The 23625-nt window shown below is 61.3% G+C and carries 18 protein-coding genes and 3 pseudogenes; 9 read left to right on the plus strand and 12 right to left on the minus strand.

What is annotated here, in order from left to right; all coding sequences use genetic code 11:
- Positions 1-43: 43 nt before the first annotated feature.
- The 7 genes and pseudogenes from C9413_RS06900 to C9413_RS06930 all read right to left on the minus strand — a co-directional run bounded on the left by C9413_RS06900 (position 44) and on the right by C9413_RS06930 (position 6609).
- Positions 44-973 (minus strand): glutaminase, encoded by a 930-nt coding sequence (locus tag C9413_RS06900; RefSeq protein ID WP_170250301.1) that lies wholly within the window; start codon positions 971-973, stop codon positions 44-46.
- Positions 974-1044: 71 nt separating this feature from the next.
- A complete protein-coding gene (gene rpsD, locus C9413_RS06905; protein ID WP_039845030.1) occupies positions 1045-1662 on the minus strand; it encodes a 30S ribosomal protein S4 in 618 nt (205 codons plus the stop codon).
- Between the two features lie 642 nt (positions 1663-2304).
- Positions 2305-3813: pseudogene (locus C9413_RS06910) on the minus strand (ATP-binding protein).
- A gap of 150 nt (positions 3814-3963) precedes the next feature.
- A complete protein-coding gene (locus tag C9413_RS06915; RefSeq protein ID WP_170250302.1) occupies positions 3964-4290 on the minus strand; it encodes an MmcQ/YjbR family DNA-binding protein in 327 nt (108 codons plus the stop codon).
- 67 nt (positions 4291-4357) lie between these two features.
- Entirely contained in the window at positions 4358-5161 is an 804-nt protein-coding gene (gene murI / locus C9413_RS06920; RefSeq protein ID WP_039845033.1) for a glutamate racemase, read from the minus strand.
- Positions 5142-5972: an RNA methyltransferase gene (locus tag C9413_RS06925; RefSeq protein WP_039846779.1), complete on the minus strand. Its 831-nt coding sequence runs from the start codon at positions 5970-5972 to the stop codon at positions 5142-5144. The genes murI and C9413_RS06925 overlap by 20 nt, the downstream gene beginning before the upstream one ends.
- A gap of 112 nt (positions 5973-6084) precedes the next feature.
- Positions 6085-6609 (minus strand): hypothetical protein, encoded by a 525-nt coding sequence (locus tag C9413_RS06930; protein ID WP_039846780.1) that lies wholly within the window; start codon positions 6607-6609, stop codon positions 6085-6087.
- 192 nt (positions 6610-6801) lie between these two features.
- On the opposite strand from C9413_RS06930, the gene C9413_RS06935 reads away from it, so the two are divergent.
- The 3 genes from C9413_RS06935 to C9413_RS06945 all read left to right on the plus strand — a co-directional run bounded on the left by C9413_RS06935 (position 6802) and on the right by C9413_RS06945 (position 9227).
- Positions 6802-8016: an NADP-dependent isocitrate dehydrogenase gene (locus C9413_RS06935; protein ID WP_170250303.1), complete on the plus strand. Its 1215-nt coding sequence runs from the start codon at positions 6802-6804 to the stop codon at positions 8014-8016.
- A gap of 80 nt (positions 8017-8096) precedes the next feature.
- On the plus strand, positions 8097-8543 hold the full coding sequence (locus C9413_RS06940; protein ID WP_039845035.1) for a GNAT family N-acetyltransferase: 447 nt from the start codon (positions 8097-8099) through the stop codon (positions 8541-8543).
- A 63-nt stretch (positions 8544-8606) separates the two neighbouring features.
- Positions 8607-9227: a glutathione S-transferase family protein gene (locus tag C9413_RS06945; RefSeq protein ID WP_039845036.1), complete on the plus strand. Its 621-nt coding sequence runs from the start codon at positions 8607-8609 to the stop codon at positions 9225-9227.
- Between the two features lie 3 nt (positions 9228-9230).
- Here C9413_RS06945 and C9413_RS06950 read toward each other — a convergent pair.
- The 3 genes and pseudogenes from C9413_RS06950 to recA all read right to left on the minus strand — a co-directional run bounded on the left by C9413_RS06950 (position 9231) and on the right by recA (position 14128).
- Positions 9231-10075, minus strand: a pseudogene (locus C9413_RS06950) (AraC family transcriptional regulator).
- Positions 10076-10224: 149 nt separating this feature from the next.
- Positions 10225-12885, minus strand: coding sequence for an alanine--tRNA ligase (gene alaS, locus C9413_RS06955; protein ID WP_039845037.1), 2661 nt, complete (start codon positions 12883-12885; stop codon positions 10225-10227).
- Positions 12886-13039: 154 nt separating this feature from the next.
- On the minus strand, positions 13040-14128 hold the full coding sequence (recA, locus tag C9413_RS06960) for a recombinase RecA (RefSeq protein WP_028739637.1): 1089 nt from the start codon (positions 14126-14128) through the stop codon (positions 13040-13042).
- A gap of 232 nt (positions 14129-14360) precedes the next feature.
- Here recA and C9413_RS06965 point away from each other — a divergent pair, with 232 nt between their 5' ends.
- Positions 14361-15302 (plus strand): carbohydrate kinase family protein, encoded by a 942-nt coding sequence (locus tag C9413_RS06965; RefSeq protein WP_039845038.1) that lies wholly within the window; start codon positions 14361-14363, stop codon positions 15300-15302.
- Positions 15303-15332: 30 nt separating this feature from the next.
- On the plus strand, positions 15333-16259 hold the full coding sequence (locus tag C9413_RS06970; protein ID WP_039845039.1) for a pseudouridine-5'-phosphate glycosidase: 927 nt from the start codon (positions 15333-15335) through the stop codon (positions 16257-16259).
- Positions 16260-16288: 29 nt separating this feature from the next.
- Here the strand turns inward: C9413_RS06970 and C9413_RS06975 are convergent, their stop codons facing one another.
- Positions 16289-18898: a PAS domain-containing sensor histidine kinase gene (locus C9413_RS06975; protein ID WP_170250304.1), complete on the minus strand. Its 2610-nt coding sequence runs from the start codon at positions 18896-18898 to the stop codon at positions 16289-16291.
- 279 nt (positions 18899-19177) lie between these two features.
- Between C9413_RS06975 and C9413_RS06980 the strand changes: the two genes are divergently transcribed.
- Positions 19178-20206, plus strand: a complete 1029-nt coding sequence (locus C9413_RS06980) for a flagellar biosynthetic protein FliO (RefSeq protein WP_170250305.1) — start codon at positions 19178-19180, stop codon at positions 20204-20206.
- Between the two features lie 87 nt (positions 20207-20293).
- Here C9413_RS06980 and dksA read toward each other — a convergent pair whose 3' ends face one another.
- A complete protein-coding gene (gene dksA / locus C9413_RS06985) occupies positions 20294-20713 on the minus strand; it encodes an RNA polymerase-binding protein DksA (RefSeq protein WP_028739636.1) in 420 nt (139 codons plus the stop codon).
- Positions 20714-20988: 275 nt separating this feature from the next.
- On the opposite strand from dksA, the gene C9413_RS06990 reads away from it, so the two are divergent.
- From C9413_RS06990 to C9413_RS07000, 3 genes and pseudogenes are all read left to right on the plus strand, one after another.
- Positions 20989-21483 (plus strand): histidine phosphatase family protein, encoded by a 495-nt coding sequence (locus tag C9413_RS06990; RefSeq protein ID WP_039845042.1) that lies wholly within the window; start codon positions 20989-20991, stop codon positions 21481-21483.
- A gap of 75 nt (positions 21484-21558) precedes the next feature.
- A complete protein-coding gene (locus C9413_RS06995; RefSeq protein WP_170250306.1) occupies positions 21559-23034 on the plus strand; it encodes a YcjX family protein in 1476 nt (491 codons plus the stop codon).
- Positions 23031-23625, plus strand: a pseudogene (locus C9413_RS07000) (TIGR01620 family protein); the annotation flags it as partial. The gene C9413_RS06995 and the pseudogene C9413_RS07000, both read left to right, overlap by 4 nt.

Below are 23625 nucleotides of genomic sequence, written 5' to 3' on the forward strand. Positions count from 1 at the left end.
CCCATGGCGCGGGCGTAGCAGAGAGCGATGCGTCTACGAAGCGTCAACCGCCGAAAACCGGCGAGCCTGTGCGCGCTGCAAGCATTTCCAGCGCCACGGCCGCGAGCTGCGAATTGCCCACCTTGTTCAAACCCGGCGACCCGGCGGCGATCGAGGCGACCCCCGGGGCAACGGCGAAGATGCCGCCGCCGACGCCGCTCTTGCCGGGAAGGCCGACATGATAGGCGAAGTCGCCCGAGCCGTCGTAATGGCCACAGGTGAGCATCAGTGCATTGATGCGCCGCGCGCGCTTCGGCGACACGACCGAATGGCCGGTCATGGGATTGCTGCCGCGGGCTGCAAGGAACAGCCCGGCCTTTGCTAATTGCTCGCAGCTCATAGACAGCGCGCATTGATGGAAATAGACGCCAAGCACATGTTCGACCGGATGATCGATATTCTTGTAGGCGCGCATGAAATTGGCGAGCGCGAAATTCCGGTATCCGGTCTGCGTCTCGGAGCGCGCCACCTTCTCATCGATCGTCACCGACTCGTCGTCCGCCAGATAGCGAACGAAGCGGAGCAGTTCGCCGATCGCCTCGCGCGGCGCATGACCGGCCATCACGACGTCGGTGACGGCGATTGCCCCGGCATTAATGAAGGGATTGCGCGGGATTCCGTGCTCATGCTCGAGCTGGACAATGGAATTGAAGGCTGACCCGGAAGGTTCGCGCCCGACGCGCTTCCAGAGTCCCTCGCCGACCTTGCCGAGCGCTAAGGTCAGCATGAAGACCTTGGAAATGCTCTGGATGGAGAACGGCACGCCGGCATCGCCGGCGCGGTAGATCTTGCCATCGACCGTCACGACCGCCATGCCGAACTGGTGCGGATCGATCTTTGCAAGCTCAGGGATATAGTCCGCGACCTTGCCCTCGCCGATGCGGGGGGTCAGCTCCTTGTAGATGCTGTCGAGGACAGCCTGCAAATCCACCATGGCTTCTCTCCAGAGAACAAAAAAGCCGCCCAGGAGGCGGCTTTTCCGTATGCGAAAACGCCTCGCGTTGATTAACGCGAATAGAATTCGACCACCAGATGCGGCTCCATGACGACCGGATACGGAACGTCGGAGAGCGAAGGAACGCGTGCGAAGGTCGCAACCATCTTGTTGTGATCAGCTTCGATGTATTCCGGAACGTCGCGCTCAGCGAGGCCGATGGATTCCAGAACGGTTACGAGCTGCTTCGACTTCTGGCGAACTTCGATGACGTCGCCGGCCTTGCAACGGTAGGAACCGATGTTGACGCGGACGCCGTTCACGGTCACGTGGCCGTGGTTCACGAACTGGCGGGCAGCGAAGACGGTCGGAACGAACTTGGCGCGATAGACGATCGCGTCGAGACGGGACTCCAGAAGACCGATCAGGTTCTCCGAGGTGTCACCCTTGCGGCGGTTGGCTTCGTCGAAGATCGCGCGGAACTGCTTCTCGCGCAGGTCACCGTAGTAACCCTTCAGCTTCTGCTTGGCGCGCAGCTGCACACCGAAGTCGGAAAGCTTGCCCTTGCGGCGCTGACCATGCTGGCCCGGGCCGTATTCGCGGCGGTTCACCGGGGATTTAGGACGGCCCCAGATGTTTTCGCCCATACGGCGGTCAATCTTGTACTTGGACGATTCGCGCTTGCTCATCGTATTTCCTTTCAGAGTGTTAGGACGGTTTGTTTCCAAACCGCGCGAAGGAAACACGCCCTCCTTTGGCTTTCTTCCGAAAGCCCGACAGGACTATCCTATTACGCGAACAGGACAAATCCACGGGACATGTCAAATGAAACACCGGACATTGCTGCCCGGTGCTCACGCGGTCTTTAGGGGCTCGTCATGAAAATGTCAACAGCGGAGCGCGTTGGGGGATATCGCGTTTATCGCTATATTCAGCTGCTCGTTGATCGCTATCGCGAACATCACAATGCCCGCACATCGGTCGCTCGAAATTTCTCAGGTTGGTTGGGCCACACGTGCAATTACACAAAGTGGCCTCATAAGAATTATTTCCAATCCCCGGCATCCCGACCGCACGAATTCTCCGCTGATGTTGTGGAATTGCCAGCCGAGCTAGAATCTCATCCGAGCAGTTTTGGCCGGAGGCGGTCAGTATCTGGATAACCTCTTTTCAGACCGAATCGCTTACCGTCGTCCCGACAGATAATAGATACATTCTGTTAGGATAGGCGGCCGACACGGCGGCTAACTTGCAAGTTCGACCGACGCACCGATACCGATGCCGTCATCGGCGGTGTCGAAGCCTCCATCTGATTGAAGCTTAGCTGTGCGTCATTCCGCCGCTTGTCGCGCATCATCAGGCGCATTCGCATCGCCCGGCGCAGTCTGGCAGTTCATATCCGGAAACGCCACGATGCGTTTGCCCGCGAAATCAGTGTGCACGACGATCGTGCCCTGCTCCTCGAAATAGCCGAGGAGACGCCTGGCCCGGCGAGCCTAATGCGTGCCGTAGGCACGCGCGATCCGGGCGTCGGAGGGGCAAGGCTCGCCGCAGACCGCGGCCTTGGCCAGCATCAGGAACACGCCCTGCAGATCGTCGGTCACGCTGGTTGAAAGCGACAGCGCCGTCGCCCACCCTTCCGTCGCGGCCGTTGCGGCATCGACGCCCGAGCGCGAGATTGCCACGTGCCGGCGGAAATCCGGAAGCGACATCGGCGGCCCGGGCACGCGGCGCATCCGCAGCCGCACCAGGAATTCCTGATAGAGTACAGAATCCGTCCGGAAACCCGAAGCCGGATCGTCGAGGATTTCCAAAAGCATGGCCGAAAGCCGTTCCTCGCGCTCCTCGGTGGAGAGATCCGGATGGTTTGCACGCGGCTCGGCAGGCGCTGCCGTCGCAGCGGGCGCGGAGCGCGAAAGTTCTGCCAGGATGTCCGTCGTCGGCCGTGGCGCCGGTGCCGTTCGGCGCATGATTGGCCGCTGGAATTCCTCAGGGGAAGGCGTGAAGATCAGATCCTCGACATCCCGCGGTGCATCCGGCAGCGGCATCAGCTTCGGGCTCGACGAGCGCGCTGAGGTTTCCACGGCACCGATCTGGATCGGCAGCGGACGGCGAGACAGTGCCGGACCGAGGGCCACGAAGTTGCCGCGTTTCAGATCGCGGAACATTTCGGCCTGGCGCCGGTCCATGCCGAGAAGGTCGGCGGCACGCGCCATGTCGATGTCGAGGAAGGTGCGGCCCATCAGGAAGTTCGAGGCTTCCGCCGCAACGTTCTTTGCAAGTTTCGCGAGGCGCTGCGTGGCGATCACCCCCGCCAGCCCGCGTTTGCGGCCGCGGCACATCAGGTTCGTCATGGCACCCAGCGACATCTTGCGGGCGTCTTCGGAAACATCGCCACCAACCGACGGGGCAAACATCTGTGCCTCGTCGACGACGACGAGCACCGGGTACCAGTATTCGCGATCGGTATCGAACATACCGTTCAGAAAGGCGGCAGCAGCCCGCATCTGGTGCTCGATGTCGAGACCTTCGAGCGTCAGGACGCAGGAAACGCGATGCTGGCGGATACGGTTGGCAATGCCCGCAAGCTCAGCCTCGGTCCGTTCGCCATCGACGACGACGTGGCCGAATCGGTCGCTGAGCGTGACGAAGTCGCCTTCCGGATCGATGATGACTTGCTGGACCCATTGCGCGGACTGCTCAAGCAGGCGTCGCAGCAGATGCGACTTGCCGGAGCCGGAATTGCCCTGAACGAGAAGACGGGTCGCCAGAAGCTCCTCGATATCGAGCGTCGCCGGGGTGTTCCCTGACGCCATTCCCATATCGATACCAACCTGCAATGCAATGACCTATCAGATGAGACTCAATGATGCGAAGCGCCATTGTCCCGAAACGGCGCGCTTCCGTCTATCAAAGATTTCCGGACATTTCGCCCACGCGTTTGCAAAACCCACAGCGAATGCGGATATTTTGCCTACGCGGTCGGGCGTTCATCGCCGGGCCGGCTTCCCAGGCTGCGCATGCGCCCACGCCATGCGCAATGCATTCTCGAGATCCTCCTCGCTCAGTCGCGACAGATCGGTGGCCGTCCAGCCCCGCCTGCCCCAGGCATTCGGCACCGGCGAGAAGGCGTCCGGCAACATCATCGATTTGAATTGCTGTTCGTCGGGCGTGAAATTGAAGTTTGCCGTCCGGCCGTCGGCGGCGAGTGTGACGTAGATTCGCGCGCCCTTGAATGCCATTCGATCGAAATGCGGCGCCTCGACCGTCCCCGCCAGCGATAGCGCGATGCGCCGCAAGTCTTCGCCCGTCGCCATTGCACGCCCACCTTCGAGGTTGATCCGATCGTGCACAGTATCCTATCACGATTGAGTACCGGAAGCGTCACCTGACTGTCAGCCCGAAGCCTTGCATCAAGCGCGTTGTGGCGAAATCCGGATTGCCGGAGGTGAAGACCGCAAAGTCGAAATTGTCGGGGTGAACGCCATCGGCTACCTGCGGCACAAGGCTGCGCGCCCGCCGAGCGATTGCCTCCGCCGGATCAAGCCAGTCCACGGGCCATGGCGCAAGCCTCCGGAAAAGGTTCGCCATGAAGGGATAATGCGTGCAGGCAAGCACGACGATGTCCGTCTTGCGGCCGTCCTTTTCGACGAAGCACTGGTCAATTTCCGTCATGATGGCCTCGTCCGAGACGGCGTCGCCGCGGATATAGGCCTCCGCCATGCGCGCCAGGTTTTCCGAACCCACGAGGCGTACGTGGCATTGCTGCGCGAAGGACTGGATCAGATCCCGCGTATAGGCGCGCCTGACCGTGCCGGGCGTGGCAAGCACGGAGACGAGGCCGGAACGCGTCCGCTCGGCGGCGGGCTTGATCGCAGGCACCGTGCCGACGAAGGTCTTCTGCGGAAAGGCGGCGCGCAGATCGGCACCGACCAGCGTGAAGGCGGTATTGCAGGCGATGACGCAGACTTCCGGATCATATTCCCCGAGCAGCCTGCCAAAAAGCGTGATGATACGCTCCTTCAGCGCCTGCTCTTCCCATCCACCATAAGGAAATCCCGCGTCGTCGGCGATGTAGATGAAGCCGCGTTCCGGCATCAGCACGCGGGCTTCGCGGAGCACAGTCAGTCCCCCGATACCGGAATCGAAGATCAAGACCGGTTTCAGCTCATTCGCCGCTGATGTCATCTTTTGGCTGTTCCTTGGCGTCTGCAGGCGGCCGGCTTCCGCGCGGATACTTGCGCGAGAAGCGGTCAAGGGAGGATATCACACCGCGCAGCACGCTGATTTCCTGTTCCGTGAAGGCGCGGCGCGAAAGGACTGCACGCAGATTGTCTACCATTTTCGGCTTTTTCCCGGCAGGATGGAAATAATTGCGTGCCTCTAGCGCCTCTTCCAACTGGTCGAAAAGGCCGAAGAGCTGCTCCTTCGTCGATTGCGTCTGCGACGTCGCCTGGAACGGCACGGTGCCTTTATCCTCCATGCCGGATTTCATCCACTCGTAGGACATCAGAAGCACAGCCTGCGCGATGTTCAGCGAGGCAAAGGCGGGATTGACCGGGAAGGTCACGATCTCGTCGGCGAGCGCCACTTCCTCGTTGGTCAGGCCCCAGCGTTCACGGCCGAAAAGGATGCCCGTGCCCTCGCCCGAGCGAAATTTCGCCCGCAGCGTTTCGGCGGCTACCACCGGGGACCGCACCGGCTTGAAGCCATCGCGTTCGCGCGCCGTCGTCGCATAGACGAAATTGAGGTCGGCGACCGCCTGCTCCAGCGTCTCGAAAACCTTAGTGCTTTCGATGACGTGATCGGCTTTCGAGGCGGCGGCCTGTGCCTTCTCGTTCGGCCAACCGTCGCGCGGATTGACGAGGCGCAATTCGGCAAGGCCGAAATTCGCCATCGCTCGCGCCACCATGCCGATGTTCTCGCCCATCTGCGGCTCGACCAGAATGATGACCGGTCCTTCGGCCAAAAGTTTACGTTCGCTGTTCGTGCCTGCCATGAATGCCGTCCTTGCTTTCATGCGGGGAATAGCTTTGCACAACCGAAACGGCAAGGCCCATGCCTTAGGATAGACCAGTTCGGGGTGCAGCCGATCAAATCGGACGTCGCCTTCACTCGCCCTTGGCGATTGCAACCATTTCCGCCTTCAGCGAGGGCATTTCCTTTGTGTCGGCATTCTCCATCATGATGTCGTCAATCAGTGGCTTGCCGCCATCAATGACCATCTCGAAACGCACGCTTGAGATGGTCTGCGCCTCCGGGGCATCGCCGCAGGCCATCTTGCGGAAGCTGACGACGACCTCCTCCTTCCCGTCGGCAGCCGTCTGGGGTGTCAGCGTCAGGTCTTGGAGCGGGCATGCGTCCTGGGCGTTGACGATCACGTCGTAGTCGAAGGGCGAGATGCCCTCCTCCATCGCCGGGTGCTTCTCGGCCTCATGATATTTCGCGACAAAATCCTTGCTGTAGAGTTTGTCGAGCTTTCCAGGGCCGAAGATATCAATCCATTCGGTGTCGTTGCCCGACCAATTCTTGACGGTCGCATCGATGATTTCCTGCACCGGGGCCGGAATCTCCGCTCCATCGCAGACGCCAGGAAGACCAACGACGGCGAGAAACAGAAGGGCGATCGTCTTCATAATGAAATATCCGGTTCGAAAGGCAATAGCGACGGACACTAGCCGAATCTTCAGACTTGGCAAAGGCACGCCAAAATGCGCCTTGAACGGCGCTTGCGGCTTTGCGTTCCCGGCTCGCAATGCTATAGCGCTCGGGATTTTTTCGTCACCCACCCGGGACCTGCGTCCCCATCCAGCTTACGAGGCAGATACATGAAGAAGATCAAGGTCGCCAATCCCGTCGCCGATCTCGACGGCGATGAAATGACTCGCATCATTTGGCAGCTCATCAAGGATAAGCTGATCCATCCGTATCTCGACCTCGACATCGACTACTACGATCTCTCGGTCGAAAACCGCGACGCGACCAACGATCAGGTCACGGTGGACGCCGCCAATGCCATCAAGAAATACGGCGTCGGCATCAAGTGCGCGACGATCACGCCGGACGAAGCCCGCGTGAAGGAATTCAGCCTCAAGGAAATGTGGAAGAGCCCGAACGGCACGATCCGCAACATCCTGGGCGGCGTCATCTTCCGCGAACCGATCATCTGCAAGAACGTTCCGCGCCTCGTTCCGGGCTGGACCAAGCCAATCGTCGTCGGCCGTCACGCCTTCGGCGACCAGTACCGCGCAACCGACTTCAAGTTCCCCGGCAAGGGCAAGCTCACCATCAAGTTCGTCGGCGAAGACGGCCAGGTCATCGAGAAGGAAGTCTTCAACGCGCCGGGTGCCGGCGTTGCCATGGCCATGTACAACCTCGATGAATCGATCCGCGAATTCGCCCGCGCCTCGATGATGTACGGCCTGATGCGAAAGTGGCCGGTCTACCTTTCGACGAAGAACACCATCCTCAAGGCCTATGACGGCCGATTCAAGGATATCTTCGAGGAAGTCTACGAGACCGAGTTCAAGGATCAGTTCAAGGAAGCCGGCATCACCTACGAGCACCGCCTGATCGACGACATGGTCGCCTCGGCGCTGAAGTGGTCCGGCGGTTACGTCTGGGCGTGCAAGAACTATGACGGCGACGTCCAGTCCGACACCGTTGCCCAGGGCTTCGGTTCGCTCGGCCTGATGACCTCGGTTCTGCTCACGCCGGACGGCAAGACGGTCGAAGCCGAAGCCGCACACGGCACGGTCACCCGCCACTACCGCCAGCACCAGAAGGGCCAGGAGACCTCGACGAACTCGATCGCCTCGATCTTCGCCTGGACCCGCGGCCTCGCGCACCGCGCCAAGCTCGACCACAATGCCGAGCTCGCCCGCTTCGCCTCAACGCTGGAAAAGGTCTGCGTCGACACCGTCGAAGCCGGTTTCATGACCAAGGACTTGGCACTGCTGATCGGCCCCGACCAGCCGTGGCTCTCGACCACTGCCTTCCTCGACAAGATCGACTCCAACCTCCAAAAAGCCATGGGCGCCTGAGGCGCCCGAAGACATCGAACAACGAAACGGCGGGCTCTTCCCGCCGTTTTCATTTCAGCGACAGAATGGGGAGCGCCAGAATGACCACGACCATCCGCCCGCTGCAGGCCTCTGACCGCGCCGCCTGGGAGCCTCTGTGGGCCGCCTACCAGTGCTTCTACGAAGTCGTCATTCCGCCGGAGACCACCGACCTGACCTGGAGCCGCTTCCACGATCGGGCCGAAGAGATGTACGCGCTGGGCGCCTTCGACGGCGATGGCCGCCTCACCGGGATCGTGCACGCCATCTTCCACCGCTCCTGCTGGCTGCCGCAATGGACCTGCTATCTACAGGACCTCTATGTCGAAGCCGACCAGCGCGGCCTTGGAACTGGAGCGGCCTTGATCGAGGCCGTTGCCGACCTTGCGCGTAATAACGGCGCCGGACGCCTCTACTGGATGACACATGAGACCAATGCGACGGCGCGGCGCCTCTACGACCAGATCGCCGAACGCTCCGGATTCATCCAGTACCGCAAGGCGCTTTGAGCAGAAGGCTTGATTTTGCTTGGGCGCACGCTAAACCGAAATTAAGAACAAGAGGAGGAGAACATGGCGGAGGAACTGGTATTCTATACGAACCCGATGTCGCGCGGCCGCATCGCCCGCTGGATGCTGGAGGAGACCGGCGTTCCCTACCGCACGGAAATCATGACCTTCGGGGGCACGATGAAGGCGCCGGAATACCTGACCGTCAACCCGATGGGTAAGGTGCCGGCGATACGGCATGGCGATACGGTCGTCACGGAATGCGCCGCAATCTGCGCCTATCTCGCCGAGACCTTTCCGGAAAAGGAGCTCGCTCCAAGACCGAATGAACGCGGCAGCTATTACCGATGGATGTTCTTCGCCGCCGGCCCACTTGAAGCCGCTGCCACGAACCGTGCACTCGGCTTTGTGACGCCCGCCGAAAAAAGCAGGATGGCTGGTTACGGCAGCTTCGGCGACGTCATGGATACGCTCGAAAAAGCTGTCAGCGCCTCGCCCTATATCGCCGGCGACCGCTTCACGGCCGCCGATGTCTACGTCGGTTCGCATATCGGCTGGGGGATGGGCTTCGGCACGTTCGAAAAGCGCCAGGCCTTCGCGGATTATCTTGGTCGCGTGACCAACCGCGAAGGCTACAGGCGAGCCACCGCGCTGGACGATGAAGTCATGAAGCAGATGCAGTAGGCGTCATGCGAGCGGCATGTAGATATCCGTCAGCAATTCGGTCGGCGGAACGTCGCGGGGATTGTTGAGATATTCCTCGAACATCGCGCCGTCCTTAATCTGCCTGCCCGATTTCGGAAAGCCATTCCGCCTAGAGCCATTGATAGGCGCTGTGCATATCGGCGTAGGGTCCCTTATGGCGGAGAACGGCATGTTCGCCGCCGTCGATCGTCCGCCGTTCGAAAGGGGGTTCAATCGGTCCGCCTGACCCGCCAGTCGCACAGGCGATGGAGCCCAGATTCTCCGCCGGCACGATATCCGGATCGTCGCAATAGACACCGATCATCCGCATCTCCGGTTTTGCCAGGCCGCGGGCATGGAGCGCGCCGAAGAGCGTCTCGCACGCCTTGCCGATCTGCAAAGAGGAGCCTGTATGGACAACGCCGTTCAATTCGATCGGCACTATCTTGCGTAAGGTTATGTCGAACATGGCCGCTGTCTCTCCGAAAGGTGAGGGGTCAAAGGTTTTATGGCTTCCCTCTTTCCGGTAGCGCGCTGGCGGCATGCCGTAGACGGATTTGAAGATGCGGTTAAAGGATTGGAGATTGGGATAGCGGGATCGCTTCGCAATCTCGCCGACAGTGAGATCCGTGCAGACGATATCGCCGCAGCGCGATGCAGCCGCAGCCGATTGACGGCGCCGCCAGCGTCTCGCCGTAAATCGCGCGATAAATCTTGTGCCAGTGATAGCTCGACATGCAGGCGATTTCGGCAAGGCGCACTATATCCGGATCCTCGTCGAGATGATCGTGGATACAGGCCGAAACTCGCCACAGGCGGTTTTTATAAAGTGCCCATGCCGTCGCCATTCATGTCAAAGCCTCGTGCAAATCGATCGGCTGCAGAAAACCATAACCCGATTTGCCAAATCCTGCGGAATTGCGTGCCGATCACGGGGGGGCACCCATACAAAGGCGGAGGACCAGCCCCGCCTTTCGAACCTCGCCGTCAGATGAAATCAGCTAGCAAGTGCTGCCGCCACCGCCTCGATCGCCTCGTCGGCCTTGGAGCCGTCGGGGCCACCCGCCTGTGCCATGTCCGGCCGGCCGCCGCCGCCCTTGCCGCCAAGGGCAGCAGATGCGATGCGCACGAGATCGACGGCGCTGAACCGCGCCGTCAGGTCCGGCGTTACGGCAACGACTGCGCTTGCCTTGCCGTCGTCAGAAACGCCGATCAGCGTCACGACGCCCGAACCGATGCTTGATTTGCCATCGTCGGCAAGCCCTTTGAGATCCTTCGGATCGACGCCGGTGACCGCCTTGCCGAGGAATTTCACGCCGGCAACCTCACGCGCCGCGTCCGTCGAGCCGCCCTGCCCGCCGCCCATGGCAAGCTTGCGCTTGGCATCGGCAAGTTCCCGCTCGAGCTTGCGGCGCTCGTCCATCAACGCTTCGACGCGCGAAAGCACGTCGGCAGGCTGAACCTTCAGCGACGAAGCAAGCGTTTTCAAACGCTCGTCCTGTTCGGCCAGATATTCGCGGGCATTCTCACCGGTAACCGCCTCGATGCGGCGGACACCCGCGCCGACGGCACTTTCGCTAAGGATGCGCACAATCCCGATCTGACCAGTCGCGGCGACATGCGTGCCGCCGCAGAGTTCGATCGAATAAGGCTTGCCGGCCTTCGTGCCGCGAACGCCCTGCCCCATAGCGACGACTCGCACTTCATCGCCGTATTTCTCGCCGAACAGCGCCATCGCACCTTCGGCAATCGCGTCGTCCACGCTCATCAGCCGCGTCGTTACCGGCGCGTTCTGCAGCACGATCTCGTTTGCCATATCCTCAACGACCTTGAGTTCTTCGGCGGTGATCGGCTTCGGATGCGAAACATCGAAACGCAGGCGTTCGGGCGCAACCAGCGAACCCTTCTGCGCCACATGCGTACCCAGCACTTCGCGCAGCGCCTCATGTAGCAAGTGCGTTGCCGAGTGATTGGCGCGCAGGCGCGACCGGCGTGCATGATCGACGGTCAGCGCGATGGCCTCGTCGGCCTTCAGCGAACCTTCGACGACAGTCCCTGAATGCACGAACAGACCTTCGCCCTTCTTCTGCGTATCGGTAATCTCCACTTTCGCATGATCCGAGCTGATGATGCCGGTGTCGCCCATCTGGCCGCCGGATTCGCCGTAGAACGGCGTCTGGTTGACGACGATCTGCACCTTGTCGCCGGCCGAGGCGGACGCCACGGCGGCACCGTCCCTGACGATCGCCTGGATGACGCCTTCGGCGGTCTCCGTGTCGTAGCCCAGGAATTCGGTCGCGCCATGCTTCTCCTTGAGTTCGAACCAGATGGTCTCGGTCGCCTTGTCGCCCGAGCCTGCCCAATGCGAGCGGGCTTCGGCCTTCTGACGCTCCATCGCATCGGTAAAGCCGGCGAGATCGACGCCGATTTCGCGGGCCCGCAGCGCATCCTGCGTCAGGTCGAGCGGGAAGCCGTAGGTGTCATAGAGCTTGAATGCCGTCTCGCCGTCGAGCATATCGCCCTTGCCGAGCGTCGTCGTCGCGTCGGAAAGCAGCGAAAGGCCTCGCTCCAGCGTCTTGCGGAAACGGGTTTCCTCGAGTTTCAGCGTCTCGGAGATCAGTGCTTCGGCGCGTGCGAGTTCCGGATAGGCGCGACCCATCTGCTGGACGAGTGCCGGCAGCAGCTTCCAGATCAGCGGTTCCTTGGCCCCCAGCAGTTGCGCATGGCGCATGGCCCGGCGCATGATGCGGCGCAGCACGTAGCCGCGGCCTTCGTTCGACGGCAGCACGCCATCGGCAATGAGGAATGCGGAGGAGCGCAGATGGTCGGCGATGACGCGGTGGCTCGCCCGGCGCTCACCCTCGGCCCTGACGCCTGTTGCCTCCTCCGAAGCTTCGATCAGCGCGCGAAAGAGATCGATATCGTAATTGTCGTGCTTGCCCTGCAGCACGGCCGCCACGCGCTCAAGTCCCATGCCGGTATCGATCGAGGGGCGCGGAAGGTCGACGCGCTCTTCCTTCGTCAACTGCTCATATTGCATGAAAACGAGGTTCCAGATCTCGATGAAGCGGTCGCCGTCTTCCTCCGGAGATCCGGGCGGGCCGCCCCAGATGTGATCGCCGTGATCGTAGAAGATCTCCGAGCAGGGGCCGCAAGGGCCGGTATCGCCCATCGCCCAGAAATTATCGCTGGTCGGAATGCGGATGATCTTTTCGTCCGAAAGCCCGGCGATTTTCTTCCAGAGGTTAAAGGCTTCGTCGTCCGTGTGATAGACGGTCACCAGCAGGCGCTTGGCGTCGAGACCGAATTCCTTGGTGATCAGGTTCCAGGCAAGCTCGATCGCCCGTTCCTTGAAATAATCGCCGAAGGAGAAATTGCCGAGCATCTCAAAAAAGGTATGGTGGCGCGCGGTATAGCCGACATTGTCGAGGTCATTGTGCTTGCCGCCGGCGCGGACGCATTTCTGCGCCGTCGATGCCGTCCGGTAGGGGCGCTGTTCCAGGCCCGTGAAGACGTTCTTGAACTGTACCATGCCGGCATTGGTGAACATCAGCGTCGGGTCGTTGCGCGGCACGAGCGGGCTCGACGGCACGATCTCGTGGCCGTTCGTCTTGAAATAGTCGAGGAAGGTCGACCGGATATCGTTCACGCCGCTCATGCTATGCCCTTCAATGCTGCCCAAGGGCAGGTCAAACTCAAATCCAGTGGCTTTTATCGTCCGCATTAACCACTGTCCAGCAGACAAAGAGAACCGGCCGCATTCTGATCAAGGAATGCGGCCGGTTTCGATACATCAAAACTGAAGCTGCAAATTACATATCCGTGTCTGTATCGCCATCGTTGGCGTCCGGCCCGCCATTCTGCAGGAATCGGTCAGCAATCAGCCCCGCATTCTGCCGAAGCGCCATCTCGATCTCGCGGCCGAGATCCGGGTTGTCGCGGATGAAGAGCTTGGCATTCTCGCGGCCCTGGCCGAGGCGCTGGCTGTTATAAGAGAACCAGGCACCGGACTTCTCAACGATGCCCGCCTTGACGCCGAGATCAATCAATTCGCCAGTCTTCGAGACACCCTCGCCATACATGATGTCGAATTCCACCTGCTTGAAGGGAGGCGCCATCTTGTTCTTGACGACCTTGACGCGGGTCTGGTTGCCGACAACCTCTTCGCGCTCCTTGACCGCGCCGATACGGCGGATGTCGAGCCGGACGGAGGCGTAGAACTTCAGCGCGTTGCCGCCTGTCGTCGTTTCGGGCGAGCCGAACATGACGCCGATCTTCATGCGGATCTGGTTGATGAAGATGACCATGGTGTTCGACTTGGAGATCGACGCCGTGAGCTTGCGCAGCGCCTGGCTCATCAGGCGCGCCTGCAGGCCCGGAAGGCTGTCGCCCATCTCGCCCTCGATTTCGGCGCGCGGTGTCAGCGCTGCAACGGAGTCGACGACGAGAACGTCGACGGCGCCGGAGCGCACCAGCGTATCGGTGATTTCGAGCGCCTGCTCACCGGTATCCGGCTGCGAGATCAGGAGGTTCTGGAGATCGACGCCGAGTTTGCGGGCATAGACCGGATCGAGCGCATGTTCTGCATCGACGAATGCGCAGATGCCGCCCTTTTTCTGCGCTTCGGCGATCGTCTGCAACGCAAGCGTCGTCTTGCCGGAACTTTCGGGTCCGTAGATCTCGATGATGCGGCCCTTGGGCAAACCGCCGATGCCGAGCGCGATATCGAGGCTGAGGGAACCGGTCGAAATAGTTTCGATCTCGACAACATTCTCGTTGGAGCCGAGTTTCATGATCGAGCCCTTGCCGAACGACCGCTCAATCTGTGAGAGTGCCGCTTCAAGCGCCTTGCTTTTGTCCACCGATTTGTCCTCTACGAGCCGCAATGAATTTTGAGACATCCGATCCACCTTTAGGTTATTGAAGCCGCTTGAGCAATGTCTGGTTTGTACCCTATATGTTCCAAGCGCACAATAGGTGCCCAAACAATTGAAAGAAAAAGGTAAAACAGCCCGTGTTCTATATATGTTTTATCAATGTAAAGCAACGCCTTAGGAGGCGTCACGCCAAGGCTGCCGCATCCGGCGCCCTGCTACGATTCGTTTCCTCCATCGGCTGGGAGCATTCAGGGCGATGAAAAGAATCCTCGTTCTGGGCGGCGCACATATCGATCGGCGCGGGCGCATTTCCGGCGAGACGGCGCCAGGCGCCAGCAACCCGGGCGCTTGGTTCGAGGAGCCGGGCGGCGGCGGCTTCAATGCTGCGAGAAACCTTGCACGGCTCGGCGCTCACGTCACCATGATCTCGCCGCGCGGAGGCGATCCGGCAGGCGAGATGGTGACGGAGGCGGCTTATGCAGCCGGCGTCAACGACCGGCCGTTCGTCTTTCTCGATCGCAAGACCCCGAGCTACACGGCCATTCTGGAGCGGGACGGCAACCTGGTGATCGCGCTCGCGGACATGGAGCTTTACCGCTATTTCGTCCCGCGCCGGCTGGCGATCCGCTGGGTGCGCGAAGCCTTTGCCGCAAACGACCTCATCCTTTTCGACGCGAACCTGCCGGAAGAGACGATCGTGGCGATCGTCAGCCGCGCCAATTCGCTCGGCGTAGCCGTGGCCGCGATTGCCATCTCGCCGGCAAAGGTGGTCAAGCTCAAGCCCTGCATATGCGGTATCGACCATCTCTTCCTCAACGAGGCGGAGGCCGCAGCCCTGACCGGCCAATGCCCGGACAAGCCGCAGGATTGGGTGTCACTGCTCGGTGATATAGGCCTGAAGAGCGGTGTCGTTACGCGCGGGCAGCGCGAACTGATCGCCTTCGGCAAGGGGGGCACCTTCTGCCTGCAGCCGCCGTCGGTCGAGACCATTGCCGACGTAACTGGCGCCGGAGATTCGCTTGCAGCCGGCGTCCTGTTTGCCTTGATGCAGGATCTGCCGCTCGAGGAAGCCCTGCGGCACGGCGTGGCCGCTGCTGCACTCACGGTCCAGTCGCCTTATGCCGTTAACGAAAAACTCTCCGCGGAACTGCTTGCCGAAACCCTTGCCCTTGTTCAGCGTGCCAAAATTCTGCATTGAAGCGGCAACATCGATGAAACGGAAGAGACAATGACGAAACCGATCTCCCCCCTCCTGCCGGTCTCCTATTCCAAGGAGGTTGCAGCTGCAAAGCAGCGCGGCGCGCCGCTGGTGGCGCTTGAATCGACGATCATCAGTCATGGCATGCCCTACCCCGGCAATATCGAAATGGCTCGCAGTGTCGAGGCGATTATCCGCGAGCAGGGTGCCGTTCCGGCAACGATTGCCGTCATTCACGGCGTCCTGCACATCGGCTTGGAGCCGGACGAGCTTGAGAAGCTCGCGAAGGAAAAGGACGTGATGAAAGTCTCGCGCGCCGATCTCGCCTTCGCGATCGCCGAGCGCCGCACCGGTGCCACGACGGTAGCTGCCACGATGATCGCCGCTGCCCGCGCCGGCATCAAGGTCTTTGCGACCGGCGGCATCGGCGGCGTGCATCGCGGTGCCGAAGAGAGCTTCGATATCTCGGCCGACCTTCAGGAGCTTGCCCGCACCGGCGTCATCGTCGTCTGCGCCGGCGCAAAGGCGATCCTCGATATCCCCAAGACGCTGGAAGTGCTGGAGACCAGCGGCGTTCCTGTCGTCACCTACGAGAGTGCCGAGTTCCCGGCCTTCTGGTCCCGTTCCTCGGGCCTGCGCAGCCCGTTGACGTTGAACAGCCCGGCCGCCATCGCCAATTTCCAGATCACCCGCGAACAGCTTGGCATCGAGGGCGGCATGCTGATCGCCAATCCGGTTCCGGAAGGAGATGAAATTCCGCGCGAGGAGATGGAGATCTATATCGAGCGCGCACTCGACAGCGCCGAGCGCGACGAAATCAGCGGCAAGACCGTGACACCTTATCTTCTCAGCACGATATTCGATCTGACCGACGGACGGAGCCTGCAGACAAATATCGCGCTCGTCGAGAACAATGCCCGCCTGGCGGCAGAAATTGCCGTGGCGCTCGACGATTGAGATTTTGACGGGAAGGCTTGCCGCCTCCCCTACTCGCCTTCCAGGGTTTCCTTGACGACGACGGCGAGCTGCTTCAGCGAGAAGGGCTTCGGCAGGAACCCAAACTTGGCGTCCGGAGGCAGGTTGCGGGCGAAAGCGTCTTCCGCATAGCCGGAAACGAAGATGAATTTCAGGTCCGGATACCGCTTGCGCAATTCGCGCAGCAGCGACGGCCCGTCCATTTCTGGCATGACGACGTCAGAAACGACGATGTCCACCTTGCCGTCCAGCTCGTCCATGATGTCGAGCGCTTCGACGCCTGAGCCCGCCTCGTGCACGGTGTAGCCGCGCGTTTCCAGCATGCGCTTGCCGCCGCGGCGCACCGCTTCCTCGTCCTCTACGAGCAGAATGACGGCGTTGCCCGTCAGGTCTTCCGGTTGCTCCGGCTGAGCTGCGGCCGGCATTTGTGCAGCCGCACCGGCCTCGGCTGCCGCAACAGCGTCCGCCTCGGCGGCGACAGCCGCGTCAATGGCGTGGCGCGGCAGGAAGACCCGGAAGGTCGTTCCCTTCCCGACTTCGGATTCCGGCTGAATATAGCCGCCGGATTGTTTGACGATGCCGTAGACCATCGCCAGCCCGAGACCCGTGCCCTTGCCCACCTCCTTGGTTGTGAAGAAGGGCTCGAATATCTTGTCCATGATGTCGGGCGCAATGCCGGTGCCGGTATCGGCCACCTCGATCAGCACCATGTCCTCATGCGGCATGTAGGAATAATTGAAATCGGCCACTTCCGCCGCCGTCACGTTGCGGGTGCGCAGCGTCAGCTTGCCGCCCTCAGGCATCGCGTCGCGCGCATTGACGCAAAGATTGATCAGCACCTGCTCGAACTGCGACAGGTCAGTCTTCACCGGCCAGAGATCGCGGCCGTATTCGACATCGAGCTTGACGTTGGTGCCGGATAACAGCCGGTCGACAAGCATGCGCAGGTCGCCGACGACATCCGTGAGGTTCAATACCGTCGGACGCATCGTCTGCTTGCGCGAGAAGGCAAGCAGCTGGCGGACGAGAACCGCGGCGCGGTTCGCATTGCGCTTGATTTCCATCAGGTCGGCAAAGCTTGCATCGGACGGCCGCGCCTGCAGCAGCAGATGGTCGGAAGACAACAGGATCGCCGTCAGCACGTTGTTGAAGTCGTGCGCGATACCGCCGGCAAGCGTGCCGACCGCATTCATCTTTTGCGTCTGCGCCATCTGCGCTTCCAGCGCCTTTTGCTCCGTCATCTCGACGGCATAAACGATCGCGGCCTCTTCCGGCGCCTCGTCGCTCTGGTCGATGACTGCGTTGACGTAGAAACGGAAATGACGCGCTTCATCGTTCGGCATGCGCGAGTCGATCGGCGGGATATCGCCCTGGCGATCCCTTGCCGCAACCAGGGCATCTTTCAGCCTCTGTCGATCGCTTTCCTGAAGGATGACTTCGAGCGCTGCGCCATTTTCGACGTCATCGCGCGAAACGATGCCGGAGAAGAGCTTGAGGAATGGCGCATTCGTGCGCAGGATCCGACCGTCGCCGTCGACCGAGGCAATCGCCATCGGCGTGTTGTTGAAGAAGCGCGTGAAGCGCATCGCCGCGGCAGAAGCGGATTGCTCGTTCTCGCCGCCCGATTGCCGCCTGAGCACGATCGTCCGGCTCTCGCCCGGCGCACCGTCGCGCATGGAAGTCACGCTGTGTATGATCTGCACCGGCAGGCTCTGTCCGTTCGCCTTCTTAAGATCGAGGTCGAGCGTATCGGTTTTCTTGAGACCAGGCTCGGCCTGCACCGACTGGATCAGTGCCAGCCCGCCTCCTGCCACAAGATCTCCGATCGTCATCGAGCCCGGCACGAACTTCGTGAGATCGAGCCCCAGCCATTCGGCAAGTGTTGCGTTCAGGTAGAAAATCTCGCCCTTGCGCCCTGCCGAGAAGAACCCTGCCGGCGCATGGTCGAGGTAATCGATCGCGTTCTGCAGTTCCTTGAAGAAGCGCTCCTGGTCATCGCGCTCGGCGGTGATGTCGCTGATCTGCCAGATATGTAGCGGCTTGCCGGCACCTTCCTCGGTTCGCAGGGTTCGCGCCTTGAGACGGTACCAGTGAGCGCCAGAATTGTTCGTTGACGGGCCAAGGGTCCGAAGCAGACGGAATTCCTCCTGGCCTTCCTTGCCCTCGCGCAGCCCGTTCGACAGACGGTAAAGCGCCTCGTTCGATTCTCGGTGGCGCGAAAGCAGCGCTTCGAGCGTCTGCACTTCGGTCGGTTTGCGGGCGCCGGTCAGCTTTCCATAGGCCGCGTTGGCGTAAATGATCCGGCCCTTCCCATCGGTAATCAGCGAACCGTCCGGATGGCTGTTGAGAAATGACCTAGCGAGACTATCCGATTGCCGCTGGGGCATGACCTCGATGAAGCCGATCACCGAGGAAACGAGGAAGAAGATGCCGACCATGGCCAGCACGCCCAGCACGCCGAGGACCATCTCGTTTTCGAGAGAATCCTTGAAGTACACGAAGCTGCCTGCGGCTGCGACAAGCACAAGCGCCAGAAGAATGATGCGAACAGCCGTTCCCGAGCGTCCTCCGCGATCCACGATCGGGGCATTGTAGTCGTCAGCCTGACGTGGTGTCGTCATCTATTCCTCACATGAGCCTGTCCAACATTCGCTTATAATCTCAAGACAAAGCAGGAATCAGGCGATCGTTCCTTCTTAGCAAGTTGCTGCGTCCGCAAAAACACTGTGAAGAGCCAAGAATGCTTGAATTCACAACGAACGGCGCCAATTTCGACAACCAAGCGCGCCGCAGAAACATGTCCTGGCGTTCGGACATGACTGGACAATCAGGCTGCCTATTGCCTAAGGAGCTGAAAAGCCGTCATGTTATGGCGAACGCGGCAACCGGAGTAGAAGATTATGTTCGACGAAGTAATGGGCGCCTATGGCAGCCGTTTCCTCCTCGCAGCGGGCGGCGTCGGCATCGCGCTGGTGCTCCTGATCGGTATCTTGTGGATCCTCCGCAGCCGAGCGCCCTCACCCTTTGTACGCGGCGGCAAGAACCGTCAGCCGCGATTGCAGGTGCTGGATGCCGCAGCCGTCGATACGCGCCGGCGGCTGGTGCTTGTGCGCCGTGACGACGTTGAGCATCTGATCATGATCGGTGGTCCGACCGACATCGTTATCGAAAGCCGCATCCTGCAGGATACAGATGAGGGTTCCGACCCCGCATTCATAGCGCCCTTAGCCCCGCCGGAGCCTGTCGTCTCGACGCCCGAAGAGCCGCCTGTCAAGCCGGCAAGACCGGTCACCGCTTTCGAGCGCGAACCGGAACCTGACGAACCCTATTCTCCGGCTCCAGCCCCCGCGCCTGCCGTCGAGCCGCGTCTGCATCCCGTAGCAATCACTCCTGCAGTAGCACCCGCTGAACAGGAGCCCGCGGTGCCGTCTGCGGCAACATCGGCCGTGGCGGCAAAAATCGAGCGGGAGCCTGCCAGCCCTGCTGCTTTGCCGCCGATCATTTCGAGGCCGGCGGAGCGGCCCGCCGCCGCCCCCGTGTTCGAGGCAGCCAACGCCGCCGACATCCTCGACGCGGCGCGCCAGCGCGTTCTGCCGCAGCAGCGGATGGAGCCGCAGGTCTCGACGCCGCCAGCACAGAGCCTTCCGACCGTTGCCGAAGGCATACCTGTCGTGACCGGCGACGCTGCTACCACGTCGAAGGCAGCGCCCAGCGACTTCGAGCGCATTCTTCAGGAGGAGATGAACAATACGCTTGCGGCGCAGCGCATTGTTCCCGCTGCGAACGCCCCTGCCCGCCCGGTTCCGCCACAGCCCGCCAACCCGCAGCGCCGCGATCCGGACATGGCACCGATCACCGGCGCCGATGCCGACCTTCAAAAGGAAGTGGCCCGCATCTTTGGTGAAATGAGCGTCAATCGCGAAAAGTAAGCCGCCCTGCCTGCAGGAAAGCTCTCGCAAGAAAAAAGGCACCGCAGACGGCGGTGCCTTTAATTTCTACGAAGAACTCTGAAAAGCTCACTCGTCGCGATAAACCTTTTCGCGCCGCTCGTGGCGCTCCTGCGCCTCGATCGACAGCGTTGCGATCGGACGTGCGTCGAGACGCTTGATGCCGATCGGCTCGCCGGTTTCCTCGCAGTAGCCATAGGTGCCGTCTTCGATCCGCTGCAATGCTGCATCGATCTTGGAAATCAGCTTTCTCTGGCGGTCGCGGGCGCGAAGTTCGATTGCCCGGTCCGTTTCGGAAGAGGCTCGATCCGCGAGGTCCGGATGGTTGGCGCTTTCTTCTGCGAGATGATCGAGTGTCTCGCGCGCTTCTCTAAGGATATCATTTCTCCAGGCAACAAGTTTGGCTCTGAAGTAAGCCCGCTGGTTTGCGTTCATGAATTCCTCGTCTTCCGAGGGAACGTAGCTGCTAAGATCGATCTTCTCACTCAACGCGATTCTCCTGAAGAACATCTCATATGGCGGGGTGTATATCCCAAGCGCTATCGCGGGTTCAAGCCAAATACGACAGGTAAACAGATTTTTAAATCTGTTACATTTTTAAGCTAACAGACTATTTTCGCACCACTATTAGCAATGCTGGTTTTTGCTTCCCGTTCAAGAACGCGTGTTGAGCTTACTGTTTTGCGCCATCGCCATGCCGATGCGGTTGACGGCGGTGATCCACGGACGCTACTGAAAAGGCTCCTTCGCTCGTGGAATCTTCTATGACCGCAACCTTGCCTTCGCCCTCACGAATCTATCTGTTGCGGCATGCAGAAGCCGCCTGGGCGCAGCCCGGCGAACGGGATTTTGACCGGCCTTTGAATGAAAAGGGCTATGACGAAGCGGAACTCGTGGCAGACCGCGCCGCCGACAAAGGCTACCGGCCGGAGCTTTTGATAAGCTCCACTGCGAGGCGCTGCCGCGAGACCACGGGCGCCGTGCATCGCGCTATGGGATTGTCGCTCGACATCCTATACGTCGACCAACTCTACAACGCCACCCCCGAGGTCTACCTCGATATCATCGACAGCCAGACCGTGGGCTCCGTCATGCTTGTCGGTCACAACCCGACAACCGAGCAGACGCTTGAAGCGCTCATCGGTCACGATGCCCTGCTCCGTGCGTTGCCGGACGGCTTTCCCACGGCGGGCCTTGCAGTCCTCGATTTCGACGGCGCGTCTGCAGGGTGGAAGCTTACCGACTTCGTGCACGACTGACGTCTTTGGCGCCGCTTCTTTTTCGGACAGCATCCACGTCCTATATGCTTGAGCACTGACAATCGGAATTCCGCCTTGCCGCCAAGCCTGACATCCCTTACCGGCGACGCGCGTATCGCGCTCGACAACCTCGCAGACCGCGCCTCGAGTCTCGTCAAACCGACTATCCGCCTCGGCGTCACCGGGCTTTCCCGGTCCGGTAAGACGGTCTTCATCTCGTCCCTCGTCCATACTTTGCTGCATGGCGGACGGCTGCCGCTTTTCGAGCCGGTTCAGTCCGGCCGGGTGTCGGCCGTGCGACTGGAACATCAGCCGGATGACGCCGTGCCACGTTTCCAGGACGAGGATCATATCCGGGCGCTGGTGAAGGACCGCGTCTGGCCGGATTCGACCCGCGCCATATCCGAACTGCGCATCACGCTGGATTATCAGAGCGCCAGTGGCTGGAACCGCCTGTTCTCGCCCGGCCGTCTCTCGATCGATATCGTCGATTATCCCGGAGAGTGGCTGCTTGATCTACCGCTGCTGGGCAAGGACTACCGGACCTTCAGCGAGGAGACGCTGGCGCTCGCCCGCAGCGGCATCCGCGCGGAACTTTCTCGCGGCTGGATGGCACTGACCGTAGCGAGCGATGTCAAGGCGCCCGCCGATGAGATGCAGGCGCGCGATCTCGCGACGGATTTCACCGATTACCTGAAAGCCTGCAAGGCCGACGAGCGCTCGCTGTCGACATTGCCGCCCGGCCGCTTCCTGCTTCCCGGCGACCTTGAAGGTTCCCCCGCGCTCACCTTCGCGCCGCTCGCGTTGCCTTCCGAAGGCAAACCGCCCAAAGGTTCGCTTTGGGCGATGATGGAGCGCCGCTACGAGGCCTACAAATCCGTCGTCGTCAAACCCTTCTTCCGCGAACATTTTGCCCGGCTCGACCGCCAGATCGTTCTCGTCGACGCGCTGCAGGCAATGAACCGCGGCCCGGAGGCGATCCAGGATCTGGAGCGCGCGTTGACGGATGTGCTTGCCTGCTTCCGTCCCGGTACGAACTCACTGCTTTCGTCGCTCCTCGGCCGCCGGATCGACCGCGTTCTCGTGGCCGCCACGAAAGCCGATCATCTGCACCACGAAAGCCACGACCGCCTCGATGCGCTGACGCGCCGCCTTGTCGAGCGCGCCATCCACCGGATCGGAATGACAGGCGCCGGCATCGACGTCATGGCGCTTGCCTCGGTGCGCGCCACGCGGGAGGCGACCGTCAATCGCGACGGCCACGATCTGCCGGTGATCGTCGGCACGCCCATCGATGGCGAAACGATCGCCGGCGAGCGCTTCGACGGCATGAGGAAGACGGCGATCTTCCCGGGCGACCTTCCGCAAGACCCCGAAAGACTGTTCGACGGCATTGAATCTGCCAGCCGCGATGTCCAATTGCCGGATGTGAACATTGTGCGCTTCCGGCCGCCGCAGCTCGAGGAAACCGGCAGCGGCATCAAGCTTTCGGTCCCGCATATCCGGCTCGACCGGGCCATGCAGTTTCTGTTTGGAGACCGCCTCGCATGAGCAAACCCGCTTCTGGAGATTCGGACCGGCCCAGCCGCACACCGGCCGCCTTTGCCTATGAGGACGATCCGCGACCCGTCGAGACGGACAGGAAGCAGGAGGCCCGCAAGCCGGCAAGCTTCGGCGGCGAAATCGTTCTCACATCGGACGAAGACGACCCCTTCATCAATTCGGACAAGGATATCGCCCCCTTGCCGGTCGCAGGGCCGCGCAAACGGCGCACCTCCTTTGCCAAGATCGCACTAACTGCTTTCGGCGTCCTGCTTTCGCTCGCCTTCGGCCTGTGGACCGACAGCCTGATCCGCGACCTCTTTTCCCGCGCCGACTGGCTTGGTTACACGGCGCTGGCGGCGCTCGCGATCGGCATCCTCGCCGTCGTCGCCATCGTGATCCGCGAAACGGCGGGTATCAAGCGGCTCGCGGCGGGGGACACGCACCCAGCCCAGGCGGGGGACCCCCGCCCCGAGGCCGAAGCCCCCCACGCCCACGCCCCCGGGGATGTCCATTCTCACCTTCCTTGCCGGCAGCCCCGAACCGACCACGGGCGCCACACCCCTCAAACCCCCCAGAGGCCCATCACCCAGCAAACCT

This window comes from Rhizobium sp. SEMIA 4085 (assembly GCF_013004495.1).
Lineage (GTDB): Bacteria > Pseudomonadota > Alphaproteobacteria > Rhizobiales > Rhizobiaceae > Rhizobium > Rhizobium gallicum.